Below are 11,618 nucleotides of genomic sequence, written 5' to 3'. Positions count from 1 at the left end.
TCCCTCTCGCTGCGCTTTTCAGCGCTGCTCTCAAGGTGAAGATGCCCTCAAAAAATTGACTGCGGGTTTCCGCAATCCATTACTGCTTGGGCTTGCTATTTGGTTTTCAAAGACCGAGCCGCTTGTCCTGCTTCGCGACTTTTGCTACCGTACTTCTTGCTGGTTTCGCTTCAACCAGCGGGGTTGCAGCTTCTATTTCAGTTCGCAGTCAGCGTCAACTTCGCTTTTGCGTCCTGCGGGCTGCTTCGAAGTTCGTCGGCGCCGTCCAGTGACTTTCGCCGCTTCTTTTCGAAGGGGAGCGGCTTCTACTTCAGCGCCGCGTTCCCTGTCAACCTGCTTGCTGTCAGCTTCCTTCACCGCTTGCCGTCCGTGTGTTGCCTGCCGGACTGCTTACTCTTCGGTGGGGCGCGGCTTCTATCTCTTCGCCGCGTTCGCTGTCAACCCGCTCGTTGACTGCCCTATTTCCTTGTCGGTGCTGCGCTCTCCCCGAAGTGCCTTCCACGCCAGTGCGTGGGCTTCGAGGTGAGGGGCGCGGCTTCTACCACCGCCGCATCCGCGATCAACCGTTTTCGTGGCGACCGTTTGCTGCTGTCCGCCCTGCGTTCCGAGCTGCTTCGTTCGGATCCGTTCGAGCGGGGCGCGGCTTCTACCTCTTCGCCGCGTTCGGGATCAACAACCTTCGTCGATCCTTTTCGTCCCCATGCTGGCGTCCCGAGGGCCCTGGGGCCGTCGGCTCGCTGCGCGGAGGTCCAGTGTCTAACGCTTCGGTTCGGCGACGTCAAACCCTTGTTGATCCGGGCCTGATCATTCGTCCCCAACCGCCGGGGATATGGGTACGCCGCTCCAAGGTGTGAACCCCCGGCTCCGGCTTTCTTCTTTCCCCGTCACCTCCCCTGCTCCTCATCCAGCGGGGCGCGCCAGCGTGTCCCGAAGAGCCCGTCACCGAGGGGAAAGGTGATGTTGAAGTTGTGGCGTCCCATCTTGCTCGGCTCGTGGTGCACCTCGTGGTGCCGGCGCAGGAACGAGATGCCGGGCAGGCGGGCGCTCCAATGGTTGTCCGGCAGGTGCGTGGCGAAGTGAACCCACTCGTACGCGAGGTAGTAGCCGAGCGCCGTGGCGATGAAGAGCCAGCCCGCATTGGGGGAAATCAGCAGGAAGCAGAGCGCTCCCAGCGGCGCGGCGATGGCTCCCAGGAAGAAGAGGAGCAGGACCGGCGGGAAGAGCACCATCTTGAAGTCCCGGGGGGACTCGTAGGTCATCGCCTCGTGGGTGAAGAAGCGGTGGTGCTGGGCGGTGTGCCGTTCGAAGATGAGCCCCAGTCCCCTGGTGCGGTGGTGCATCGGGCCCCGGTGGCCGAGGAACTCGACCGTGTTCGCGAGGGCGATGACCACGGGGACCCCGAGCAGCTCCCAGAGGCGGGGCGCATGCACCCGGCTTAGCGCCAGGGCGATTCCCCCCAGGCAGACGAGGCTGGTGAAGGCGAAGTGGGCCTGGCCCCGGTAGCCCGGCCCGATGCTCCGGGCCCGGTACTCCTCACGGAAGACCTGGACCTGACGGGGAATGGGGCGCGGTTCCATGCGCTCGAGCGTAGCGCGCCCCCCATCCCCACCGTCAGCTAGGAGCGCTTCGGCCCCTTGCCTTCCGAGGGCTCTTCCTTCCGGCGCGCGAGCGACTTCTGCAGCTTCTTCATGCGGTCCAGAATGAGGGTCCGCTTCAGGCTGGAGAGGTGGTCCACGAAGACGTGGCCGTCCAGGTGGTCGATTTCGTGCTGGAGCACGTGCGCGAGCCGCCCTTCCGCCTCCAGCTCGTGCCACTGGGCCGTCTTGTCCTGGTAGCGGACCTTCACGCGCTCGACGCGGGGGCACTTCTCCCACACGTCCGGCACGGAGAGGCAGCCCTCCTCCAGCTTCACGCTCCCCTCCTTCGACAGCAGCTGGGGGTTCACGATCTCGAACTGGGTGCCGTCCTCCCGGCCGACGATGGCCACGCGCAGGGGGACTCCCACCTGGTTGGCCGCGATGCCGATGCCCTTGGCTTCCGCCATGGCCTCCGACATCTCCTGGAGGAGCGTTTCGAGCGCCGGTCCGAAGTCGGTCACGGGCTGGGTGGACGTGGTGAGAACCTTGTGGGGCCAGATGACGATGTCGCGAGCCATGCGCGCGACTCTGCCACGCGGTTTCCTCCATTGCTCGGCACTTTCCGCCCGCCGGCACACCGTCCCGGGGGCCCCGAGCACGAGGCCGGACGGGTCTGATAGACCGGCGACATGCACCCGCACTCCCAGCTCATCACCGACTTCTATTCGGCCTTCCAGCGGCGCGACGCGGACGGCATGGCCGCCTGCTACCACCCGGACGTGGAGTTCAACGACGCCGTGTTCCAGGGCCTGCGCTACGCGGGCGTCACCTCCATGTGGCGCATGCTCCTGGAGCGCGGCAAGGACCTGGAGGTCGTCTTCAGCCAGGTCCAGGCCGATGACCGCACCGGCAGCGCCCACTGGGATGCGCGCTACACCTTCAGCCAGACGGGCCGGAAGGTGCTCAATCGCATCGACGCGACCTTCGAGTTCAAGGATGGGAAGATCGTCCGCCACACGGACCGGTTCCCCTTCTGGACGTGGTCGCGACAGGCGCTGGGGCCCGTGGGTTGGGCGCTCGGGTGGACGCCGCTCTTGCACAACAAGGTGCGCGCCCAGGGCGCCGCGGGCCTGCGCAAGTACATGAAGGAGCGTGGCATCGAAGGAGCTTGAGGGCCCCTGGCTCACTCCCTCACGTCGAGCGTCTTCAGCGTCACGGGCCCCCTGGGGCCCTGGCGTGACAGGGTCGCCTCGCAGCGCACCTGCCCCATCCAGTCCGTGAAGCGCAGCGATGCCGTGCCGTCCGCGTTCAGCCAGAGCGTCGCGTGGCCGTGGTTGCCCCGGTCCTGGCGCACGCCCGTCCACTCCGGAAAGCGCGGCCGGGATTCGAAGAAGCGGACCGGTGCCGCCGGGTATTCAGGCGCATCCCTTCGTTCGGAGGGGAAGCCTCCGTGGCCCAGGCTCGCGCCGAGGAAGGGCAGGCCGGGTGCCCGGTCATACAGCGCTCCGGCCTGGGCGCCTCCCCAGCACCAGAGGTCCACCCATTCGCGCTCCACGACCAGGGCCCGCAGGTCCTCCGTCACCAGGGGGGCGAGCTGTTTCGCGTCCGGCCCGTAGGGCGCGGAGTGGCTCAGCAGGATGTTCATGGCTCCGCGCCGGCGTCCTTCCGACAGGCGCTGCTCCAGCCACTGCAGCAGCGCGGGCTCGCGATGGCGGCCCGCTTCGAACCAGGCGGTGTCCAGGCCGATGAGCTGGAAGCGCTCCGCGGCGAGGCAGAAGTAGCTGCCCTCCTGTGGGTGACGAGGGCCCGCGCCTCGCCGCTCGTCGAGATAGCGGAAGTAGGCGCCCGCGCCCGAGCGCATCTCCGGCGGCGCGTTCAGCGTCAGCAGCGCCGTGGTCCCGAGCAGCGGCTCCAGCGGCTCCGCCACGTGCGCGTCGAACTCGCCCTGGCGGCCCGCGTAGAAGACGCCGCCCAGGTGTACCGCGCAGTCCAGGCGCTCGCCGCGCATCACCAACTGCCGGGCGATGTACCGCGAGGCGTATTCGCCCGTGCCGAAGTCCGCGAAGAGCGCGACCTCCACCGGGTGCCCCGGCTCCGGCTCGCGCATGGGGTAGACGAAGCGGCTCTTCGCTCCGAAGTGCCAGCGGAACGGGGCCTGCCGCGCCGCTGCGCCCTGCTCCAGCCAGACCGGGCCGCTGAACAGCAGCCAGCCGCGCAGGTCCGACTGGGGCTCGAAGCGCGTGCGCGTGGGGTCGATGGGGATCTCCTCCGTCCTCAGCGGGAAGGTGAAGTCCGCGGGCAGCCCTCCCGTCCCCTGCCGGGCGTGGCGCTCCGTCGCGTCCAGGCGCTCCTGGAACTGGCCGGGGTCCGTGAAGAGCAGCTCGAGCTCGCGCAGCACCTCCACGAACGCGCCCACCGTGACCCTCGCGCCCAGGCCGCTCTCCGTCCAGCGCAGCACGTCCTCCGGTTCGCGCAGGAAGGCGGACTTGAGCGCCTCCAGCTCCTCCGGGCCCAGGAGGGGCAGGTCCGTGTCCTCCGGCGGCGGGGACTCCGGCGCGGCCCTGCCTGTCGCGGGCGGCCGGTAGCCGAGCGATTCGTAGAGCGGATTCCACCTGCTTTCCATGCGTCCCCCTCGTGATGGCATCGGATGCCCAGGGACGTATTCTCCCAGGCATCCCCGACATTCCTGTTCACCTGGGCGTGCCGGGAGAGGGGCCGCGCGCAGGGTCTTCCGCTCAGGGGCTGGAGGCGCCCGGGCCTTCCTTCCGGAAGGCGTAGAGCGTGTAGTACGAGCCGGTGGCGAAGCCGGGCAGCTTGAGCGGGTTGAACACGCTGAGGTTGGACAGCATGCCTCCCGCGAAGCCCGCCGGAACCTCCACCAGCTTCAGCGCGCCTCCCGCGAGCACCACCCCCGCCTGGGGCTGGTCGTTGCTCACGAGCGTGCACTCCCCCGCCGCGGCGAAGGCCCCCACCGGCAGGAGGAAGCGCGCGTAGAACGGCACCTGCGTGCCCGGGGTGAAGGCCCGGTCCGTCAGCCGGAAGCAGGCCGTCGCGGAGCCGACCCGTTCGTAGGTGCCATCGCCCGCGGGCACGTAGAGGCCCGCGCCCAGCTTCACGGTGGGCGTGAAGGGCGCCGCCGCGCACACCGCTTCATCCGGCGGCGTGGCGGCGTCCTCCTGCGAGCGAAAGGCATACACCCACTCGGTGCCGGACTGCAGCCGCACCGTTGCTCCCGCCTGTCCTTGAGACATGTTCAAACCCATCCTTCAGGACCGCGGGGTGGGTGCTCCGGTCACTGCCAGGACAGCGCGTACTCCGTATCCACCGGGCCCGTCTGCCGGCCCTTCACCTGCACGCCCCGGGCGCCCAGCGCCTCGATGACGGCCTGGAGCACGCCTTCATGGTACGCGGGCGGCATGAAGTCCCGCTTCATGATGAGCTTGCCCGCGCGGTCGCCGGACCACTCCACGCTGCGGTCGCCGTAGCTCACCGCCGCGCGGTAGCCCGTGGGCAGGTTCGTGACCAGCCGCTTGGGGCTGTCTCCCGCCAGGAGCAGCAGCGTCTTGCCCGCCGCCGACGACAGGAAGTCCGTGGTGGCCTGCGTGCCCATCTTGCGCAACATCGCGTCGAAGCCGCCCAGCTGCGGCCCCATCAGCTGCGCTCCCGTGAAGGACAGCTTCAGGAAGCCCGACACCGGGTAGTTGAAGAAGTCCACGAACTTCTTCTCCGGCACCACCGCCAGACACTTCTCCACCGCGGCGTCGCCGCCGAGGATGCGCACCGCGTTCAACGCGCCGTTGAAGAACATGCCTCGGGCCGTGTCGTCGGGGGTCGACAAGGCCAGGCGTTTCTCCAGGTCCTGGGCGATGGCCGGATCCAGTCCGGTGACTTCCTTGCGCTGCTCACTCATAGAGGGGGGAATCTCCGGGGGGGAGGAGATGAACACCCGTGCGCGCTACAGCCGCACGAGCTGGGCCCCATAATGGACGTTGGCGCCGACGGCCGCCACCACCACCAGGTCCCCACTGCCGAGTGCCACACGACCCTGCTCCAGGTCCTCCGCCAGGAGAATCAGCATTCCGGCCGCGGACGTGTTGCCAATCCGGTCCACGTTGCAGGCCACGGCCTCCTTCGGCAGGCCCGCGCGGCTCACGAACGCGTCCATCACCCGCTTGTTGGGCTGGTGGAAGTAGTAGCGCTTCACCTGCTCGCGCACGGCGGGGGTGAGCACCGCGTCCAGGCACTTCTGCATGTACTCGGGATAGCTGCGCGCGACCTTGAAGCCGTCCACCACGAAGGCCATCTCCGACGGACGCGTGCGGCCCGGCTGGTAGGGCAGCTTCAGCATGCCGCCGCCCCGGCGCGCCACCAGCTCCGCGTACGCGTTGCCGGAGAACGAGGAGAGGATGCCCGGGCCGTCCTCTTCACCCTGCTGCGTGCGCAGCACCACCGCGCCCGCCCCGTCCCCGAAGACATACATGGACAGGTAGGCATTGAGCGCCTTGGGGCGGCCCGGCGTGGGCGGCAGCTCGTCCGTGTAGACCTCCCGGTTGACCAGCGGCGAGGTGAACGCCGAGGCCACCACCGCCACCGTGCGGAAGCGGCCGCCCTCCATCATCTTGCGCACCAGGTCCAGCACGTAGGGCGTGCCGCCGCAGCCGTCGTCCACCACCAGCGCGAAGGCGTCCTCGCGCAGGCCCAGCCGCTCGTGCAACGCCATGGCGTCATGGTTGAAGTGCGGCGCGTCCGGGGTGCACGTCACCACGAACAGCGCGTCCAGCTCCTTCGGATCCACGCCGCCGCGCGACAGGGCCTGGCGCAGGGACACCTCGCACATGTCCGTGTTCGTCGCCGGGTAGAAGCGCCCCATCACGTCGTCCGGCGGGGGGATGGCGCGGCCCGTCTCGTCGTCGAAGTCCCAGAGGAAGCGGCGCTCCTTGATGCCAATCTTCTCTTCGATGCGGGCGGCCGACCAACCCGGGATGGCCTTGGCGATCCGCTCGTTGGAGATGGTCCGCGTAGGGACGAAGGAACCGGCGCCCACGACACACACCCGTTCGGTCATTTCCATGGCCTCGCGATTTCACAGCCTCGCCGGACGGGATGGATTCCCTGGCACGTGTGCATAGAGCACGTTCCAGGCCACTCCCTAAACCCTTGGAAAGACGGAGTTCCTTCCTTTGGGTGCGTCATCCGTGAAGTACACGCGATGACAGAAGGGCCGCCGAAACGAGGGAAATCCGTGGGATGCGGAACGATTCAAAAGTGAAGCAGCCGAAGCGGAATGAACCACACGCGGCGTGTCAATTCACTTTCAGCAAACACCGGAAACGCTCACGGTGTCTGTCATCTGTTCCAGAATGTCAACGCCGGTGGGGCCGCACCGCGCGCCACCTGTATTGCGTAAACCGGGACCGATTGGATCCCCGCGGCCGTCGATTGCCGCGGGGCCCGGGGTTCCCCTCAGAACGGGATGTTGTCGTCGTCGCCGGGGGGCGGGATGTCGCCGTCATCCGGCGGGTTGCCGCCGTAGCCGCCGTAGCCACCGCCCCGGCCTCCACCGCCGCCACGCGCGGGCGGTTCGCCGCCGCCCTCACCGCGCTGCCGGGCGATCTCTGCCTCGATGGCGGTCAGGAGCTGCTTCTCCTTGTCGTGCCAGCGCGACTTGCTGGGGTCCGCCAGGGAGCGGCGCGCGCCGTTGGCGTAGAACTCCAGGTCCTGGAGACTGGCGCCGTACACGGGGGCGCCCTTGCTGCGGCCGTAGTTGGGCAGGAGCATGCCGTCGCCGCCCCCTCCCCCACCACCGGACGGGGCGCCCGAGGCCGCGGGGCGGCGGTAGGCCGCCGGGGCCGACGCCGCGACGGGCGTGGCGCTCATGGACAGCTCACCCAACTGCAGCGTGAAGCCGTCGCCGTTCTTGTACGCCGTGCCCACCCGGACCTGCTCCACCTGACCGTCGGGACGGCGGACCGCGACGGTGACTGGATATTGCTCGCTCATGGAGCCGGGATTCACACCTCCACGGCCCGCATGTCAATGGAAGGAAGCAGCGCGTGTCGGACCCGAGGCACGCACGGCGGGCCGCTCGGGGCGACCCGCCACGCGGGGAGGCGCGCGGACGACGTCCTCCGTCAGGTCAGCGACACCATGCCGCCGCTGGAGCCCTTCTTGCGCACCCAGGCCTTGGGCTTGGGCGGAACGGCGGGCGCGACCGGCTTCGCGGCTTCCTTCAGCGCCTGGCTGCCCGCGCGACCGCGAGGCAGCGTGACGTCCGGGACCGACTGCGGCCGGGCGCCATCCACCCACGCGTCCGGACGGCGGTCGGTGCGGATGAGCAGGCGCAGCTTCTGGTAGTGCGCCGAGCAGTAGCCCTTGGAGCGGCTCTGGCGCTTGCAACCGATGACGGCGCAGGCCTGGTTGTCTTCCGCGGCGGCGGCCTTCGGCGGGCGGCCCGGGGACTTCGCGGCGGGCGCGGCGGCCGTCTTCACGGGTGCGGCCTTCACGGGCGCGGCCTTCGCGGCCGGCGTCTTCGCGGCGGGCGCGGACTTCGCGGCCGGAGCGGACTTCGCGGCGGCGGACTTCGGCGGACGGCCTGGACCGCGGCGGACCGCCGGCTCCGGCGCCAGCGTGGGCGTGCGCACGCCGGCCACGGCCCCCAGGCGACTGGACAGCGGCGCCAGGCGGTCGGTCACCGCGCGCAGTGCGTCCAGCGCATCCAGCCCCTTGGCCATACGGGCCACGGCCTTCTGAACGGGAGCCAGTTGCAGTTGCAACTCGCGACGGACCATGTCGCGGAGTTCGGTCTCAAGTGAAAGTGGGGCCATGTGGGGCAGGATATACACCCATCCGCCGGTGAGGGGATGGAAACATTCCCCAGGATGTTAAAGGAACCAACCATGACTCCGGTTCCCACTCCTGTTCGCTTCCGCGGCACCGACTCCTACCTCACGAGCGAGGGCCTGCAGGCCGCCGTCAATTGCGCCCTCACGCTCCAGCGTCCCCTGCTGGTCAAGGGCGAGCCCGGCACCGGCAAAACGCTCCTGGCGGAAGCGATTGCCCAGGGACTGGGATTGAAGTTGCTCACCTGGCACGTGAAGAGCACCACGCGCGCGCAGGACGGCTTGTATGTCTACGACACCGTGCAGCGGCTGTATGACTCGCGCTTCGGCGACGGGGACGTGCGAGACATCCGGCGATACATCCGCCTGGGGCCGCTGGGCGAGGCCTTCGCGTCCCCGGAGCGGGTGGTGTTGCTCATTGACGAGGTGGACAAGGCGGACCTGGAGTTCCCCAACGACCTGCTCCACGAGCTGGACCGGATGCGCTTCCGCATCTCCGAGACGAACGACGAGGTCGTGGCGAAGAACCGCCCCGTCGTGCTCATCACCAGCAACAACGAGAAGGAATTGCCCGACGCGTTCCTGCGCCGGTGCGTGTTCCACTTCATCGACTTCCCGGAGCGCGAGCTCATGCAGCGCATCGTGGACGTGCACCACCCGGGGCTGGACCCGGCGCTGGCGGACCAGGCGCTCAAGGTCTTCTACGAGCTGCGCGCGATGACGCGGCTGCGCAAGCGGCCCTCCACCAGCGAGCTGGTCGACTGGATCTCCGTGCTCAAGGCCAACGGCGTGATGGAGCTGAAGCTGGAGGAGCAGCTGCCGTTCCTGGGCGCGCTGCTCAAGAAGGAGCAGGACCTGGTGGCGGTGGCCGAGGCGTTCGGGCGCGGCCGGCGGACGCGCGCTTAAGCGGCAAGGGGCCACGCCATGTTCCTGCCGTTCTTCTACGAGCTGCGAAAGCGCGGGGTGAAGGTGGGCGCGCAGGAGGCGCTCGCCCTGGCCGGGGCGCTGAAGGCCGGGCTGCATGACAGCAGCCTGGATGGGTTCTACCACGTGGCACGCGCGCTCCTGGTGCACTCGGAGACGCAGCTGGATGCCTTTGATCAGGCGTTCCTGTTCCACTTCCAGGGCGTCGCGTCCGAAGCGCTGAAGCTCACCGAGGAGCTCCTGTCCTGGCTGGAGGAGGCCAGGGAGCGCACGGACCTGAGCCCGGAGGAGCTGGCGCTCCTGGAGCAGTGGGACCCGGAGGAGCTGCGCCGGCAGCTGGAGCAGCGGCTGAAGGAGCAGACCGAGCGCCACGACGGTGGCACGCGCTGGGTGGGCACGGGCGGCGCGTCTGCCTTTGGCAACAACGGCATGGCCCGGCAGGGGGTGCGCATTGGCGGCACGGGTGGGCGGCAGGGCCAGGCACTGTGGCAGGCCGGCGCGCGCAAGTACGCGGGCTACCGCGACGACGTGGTGCTGGACACGCGGCAGATGGCGGTGGCGCTGCGCAAGCTGCGGGCCTTCGCGCGCGAGGGCGCGGCGGAGGAGCTGGACGTGGAGGAGAGCATCGCCGCCACCGCGAAGAACGCGGGCGAGCTGGAGGTGGTGACGCGTCCGCCGCGACGGCCCAACACGCGCGTGGTGCTGTGCATGGACGTGGGCGGTTCCATGGACCCGTACGCGCACCTGGTGAGCCGGCTGTTCAGCGTCGCCAGCCAGGCCTCGCACTTCAAGGAGCTGCGAACCTACTACTTCCACAACTGCGTCTACGGGAAGCTGTACGCCACGCCGCAGCTGACGGGCGGCATCACCGTGCCGGAGCTCACCGCGCAGGTGGGAAGGCATCACAAGCTGGTGATGGTGGGGGACGCGTCCATGGCTCCGTATGAGCTGGGCATCCGCACGGATGCGAATGGCCAGTACCGTCAGGAGGGGCTGGAGGGGCTCACGTGGCTGATGCAGCTGGCGCAGCACTTCGACCGCAACGTGTGGCTCAACCCGGAGCCTCGCGGGTCGTGGCGCACGGGCAGCATCGCGATCATCGCCAACGTGTTCCCCATGTTCGCCCTCACCGTGGAGGGATTGGGTGAGGCGGTGAACCACCTGACGCGAGGCAAGACACCCCGGGGCGCGGCGGCCCGGCGGTAGTACCTTCCTCCCATGTTCCCGCCCATCAGCGTCCTGGATGCACCTTCCAACCTGGGCCTGCGGCCCGCGTCACCCGGTGCCATTCCAGGCGTGTATCAACTGCCCCGGGTCCTGCGCGCGCAGGGCATCGTGGCGCGGTTGGGCGCGGAGGACGCGGGGGTCGTGACGCCGCCTCCGTACTCACCGGAGGCGGAGCCGGACATCGGCTTTCGCAATGGCGCGGCGCTGGGGCGCTACAGCGTGGCGCTCGCGGACCGCCTGGGCGCGCTGCGGGCCCTTGGACGGTTCGTGCTGCTATTGGGCGGGGATTGCAGCGTGCTCGTGGGCTCGGCGCTCGCGCTGCGGCGGGCCGGGGCGCATGGGCTGGCGTTCATCGACGCGCATGACGATTTCTCCTACGTGAAGGACCGCGACCGCGTGGCGGGCTGGTTCACCGCGGCGGGGCTGGACCTGGCGCTGGCCACCGGACATGGGCCGGATGCCCTTTGCGACCTGGACGGCCTCAAGCCCTACCTGCGCGAAGAGGACGTAGTGCACCTGGGCCTGTCCCGCACCGCCGAGGACACCGCCGAGTCCGCGGTGCAGGAGTTCGACACCTCCCGCATCCCTTCCCTGCCGCTCACCGACATCCGGGCGCGCGGCGCGAAGGCCGTGGGCGACGAGGCCCGGGCCCGGCTGGAGGCTCGGGGGCTTTCGGGGTTCTGGATCCACGTGGACGCGGACGTGCTGGACCTGAGCGTCATGCCCGCCGTGGATTCGCCCAACCCGGACGGGCTGCGCCTGGAGGAGTTGACCGCGCTGCTGACGTCGCTGCTCGCGAGCCCCCAGGCCGTGGGCCTGGAGCTCACCATCCTGGACCCCGACCTGGACCCGGAAGGCCATTGCGCCCGGGCCTTCACCGACGCCGTGGTCGCGGCGTTCGTCCAGAGCGGCCGCGTTCCGTAGCGCATTCCCGGAAAAACGCCCCCCGGTCCCCTGCCCGACCGTCGGTGTGCCTGCCGACGGACGGGCGCGTTTGGTGCGGCGCGGCGGCCCCGGTTACGGCATGGTGCGCCCGCGACGCAGGCTCAGC

Annotated in this window: 12 protein-coding genes; 4 read left to right on the top strand and 8 right to left on the bottom strand. The window is 69.3% G+C overall.

Annotation, left to right across the window (positions count from 1 at the left end; genetic code table 11):
- Positions 1-884 precede the first annotated feature (884 nt).
- Together D7W79_RS03565 and def are read right to left on the bottom strand one after the other, a co-directional pair.
- Positions 885-1,577, bottom strand: coding sequence for a sterol desaturase family protein (locus tag D7W79_RS03565; RefSeq protein ID WP_120523908.1), 693 nt, complete (start codon positions 1,575-1,577; stop codon positions 885-887).
- Positions 1,578-1,615: 38 nt separating this feature from the next.
- Positions 1,616-2,155: a peptide deformylase gene (def, locus tag D7W79_RS03560; RefSeq protein WP_120523907.1), complete on the bottom strand. Its 540-nt coding sequence runs from the start codon at positions 2,153-2,155 to the stop codon at positions 1,616-1,618.
- Positions 2,156-2,266: 111 nt separating this feature from the next.
- Between def and D7W79_RS03555 the strand changes: the two genes are divergently transcribed.
- Positions 2,267-2,749, top strand: a complete 483-nt coding sequence (locus D7W79_RS03555) for a nuclear transport factor 2 family protein (RefSeq protein ID WP_120523906.1) — start codon at positions 2,267-2,269, stop codon at positions 2,747-2,749.
- Between the two features lie 11 nt (positions 2,750-2,760).
- Here D7W79_RS03555 and D7W79_RS03550 read toward each other — a convergent pair whose 3' ends face one another.
- The 6 genes from D7W79_RS03550 to D7W79_RS03525 all read right to left on the bottom strand — a co-directional run bounded on the left by D7W79_RS03550 (position 2,761) and on the right by D7W79_RS03525 (position 8,401).
- Positions 2,761-4,200 (bottom strand): hypothetical protein, encoded by a 1,440-nt coding sequence (locus D7W79_RS03550; RefSeq protein WP_120523905.1) that lies wholly within the window; start codon positions 4,198-4,200, stop codon positions 2,761-2,763.
- Between the two features lie 112 nt (positions 4,201-4,312).
- Entirely contained in the window at positions 4,313-4,828 is a 516-nt protein-coding gene (locus D7W79_RS03545) for a hypothetical protein (RefSeq protein WP_120523915.1), read from the bottom strand.
- Positions 4,829-4,869: 41 nt separating this feature from the next.
- Positions 4,870-5,487: a DUF2378 family protein gene (locus D7W79_RS03540; protein WP_120523904.1), complete on the bottom strand. Its 618-nt coding sequence runs from the start codon at positions 5,485-5,487 to the stop codon at positions 4,870-4,872.
- A gap of 45 nt (positions 5,488-5,532) precedes the next feature.
- A complete protein-coding gene (locus tag D7W79_RS03535; RefSeq protein WP_120523914.1) occupies positions 5,533-6,642 on the bottom strand; it encodes a 3-oxoacyl-ACP synthase III family protein in 1,110 nt (369 codons plus the stop codon).
- 398 nt (positions 6,643-7,040) lie between these two features.
- Positions 7,041-7,577, bottom strand: a complete 537-nt coding sequence (locus D7W79_RS03530) for a hypothetical protein (protein WP_120523913.1) — start codon at positions 7,575-7,577, stop codon at positions 7,041-7,043.
- 131 nt (positions 7,578-7,708) lie between these two features.
- A complete protein-coding gene (locus D7W79_RS03525; RefSeq protein ID WP_120523903.1) occupies positions 7,709-8,401 on the bottom strand; it encodes a vegetative protein in 693 nt (230 codons plus the stop codon).
- 72 nt (positions 8,402-8,473) lie between these two features.
- Here D7W79_RS03525 and D7W79_RS03520 point away from each other — a divergent pair, with 72 nt between their 5' ends.
- From D7W79_RS03520 to D7W79_RS03510, 3 genes are read left to right on the top strand one after another with little or no spacing between them, the layout of a single operon-like run.
- A complete protein-coding gene (locus D7W79_RS03520) occupies positions 8,474-9,322 on the top strand; it encodes an AAA family ATPase (protein WP_120523902.1) in 849 nt (282 codons plus the stop codon).
- An 18-nt stretch (positions 9,323-9,340) separates the two neighbouring features.
- On the top strand, positions 9,341-10,546 hold the full coding sequence (locus tag D7W79_RS03515; RefSeq protein WP_120523901.1) for a vWA domain-containing protein: 1,206 nt from the start codon (positions 9,341-9,343) through the stop codon (positions 10,544-10,546).
- 12 nt (positions 10,547-10,558) lie between these two features.
- Positions 10,559-11,491 (top strand): arginase family protein, encoded by a 933-nt coding sequence (locus tag D7W79_RS03510; protein ID WP_120523900.1) that lies wholly within the window; start codon positions 10,559-10,561, stop codon positions 11,489-11,491.
- Positions 11,492-11,618: the final 127 nt, after the last annotated feature.

The sequence above is a fragment of the Corallococcus exercitus genome (assembly GCF_003611585.1).
Lineage (GTDB): Bacteria > Myxococcota > Myxococcia > Myxococcales > Myxococcaceae > Corallococcus > Corallococcus exercitus.
Note: the sequence above shows the minus strand (reverse complement) of the source record. Positions and strands in the feature narration are given on the sequence as shown.

Bases quoted from the DNA above. Each gene is read 5' to 3' on its own strand.
- D7W79_RS03530 (WP_120523913.1), bottom strand. From the start codon at position 7,577: ATGAGCGAGCAATATCCAGTCACCGTCGCGGTCCGCCGTCCCGACGGT.
- D7W79_RS03535 (WP_120523914.1), bottom strand. From the start codon at position 6,642: ATGACCGAACGGGTGTGTGTCGTGGGCGCCGGTTCCTTCGTCCCTACG.
- D7W79_RS03555 (WP_120523906.1), top strand. From the start codon at position 2,267: ATGCACCCGCACTCCCAGCTCATCACCGACTTCTATTCGGCCTTCCAG.
- D7W79_RS03525 (WP_120523903.1), bottom strand. From the start codon at position 8,401: ATGGCCCCACTTTCACTTGAGACCGAACTCCGCGACATGGTCCGTCGC.
- D7W79_RS03550 (WP_120523905.1), bottom strand. From the start codon at position 4,200: ATGGAAAGCAGGTGGAATCCGCTCTACGAATCGCTCGGCTACCGGCCG.
- D7W79_RS03515 (WP_120523901.1), top strand. From the start codon at position 9,341: ATGTTCCTGCCGTTCTTCTACGAGCTGCGAAAGCGCGGGGTGAAGGTG.
- D7W79_RS03520 (WP_120523902.1), top strand. From the start codon at position 8,474: ATGACTCCGGTTCCCACTCCTGTTCGCTTCCGCGGCACCGACTCCTAC.
- D7W79_RS03510 (WP_120523900.1), top strand. From the start codon at position 10,559: ATGTTCCCGCCCATCAGCGTCCTGGATGCACCTTCCAACCTGGGCCTG.
- D7W79_RS03565 (WP_120523908.1), bottom strand. From the start codon at position 1,577: ATGGAACCGCGCCCCATTCCCCGTCAGGTCCAGGTCTTCCGTGAGGAG.
- D7W79_RS03545 (WP_120523915.1), bottom strand. From the start codon at position 4,828: ATGTCTCAAGGACAGGCGGGAGCAACGGTGCGGCTGCAGTCCGGCACC.
- def (WP_120523907.1), bottom strand. From the start codon at position 2,155: ATGGCTCGCGACATCGTCATCTGGCCCCACAAGGTTCTCACCACGTCC.
- D7W79_RS03540 (WP_120523904.1), bottom strand. From the start codon at position 5,487: ATGAGTGAGCAGCGCAAGGAAGTCACCGGACTGGATCCGGCCATCGCC.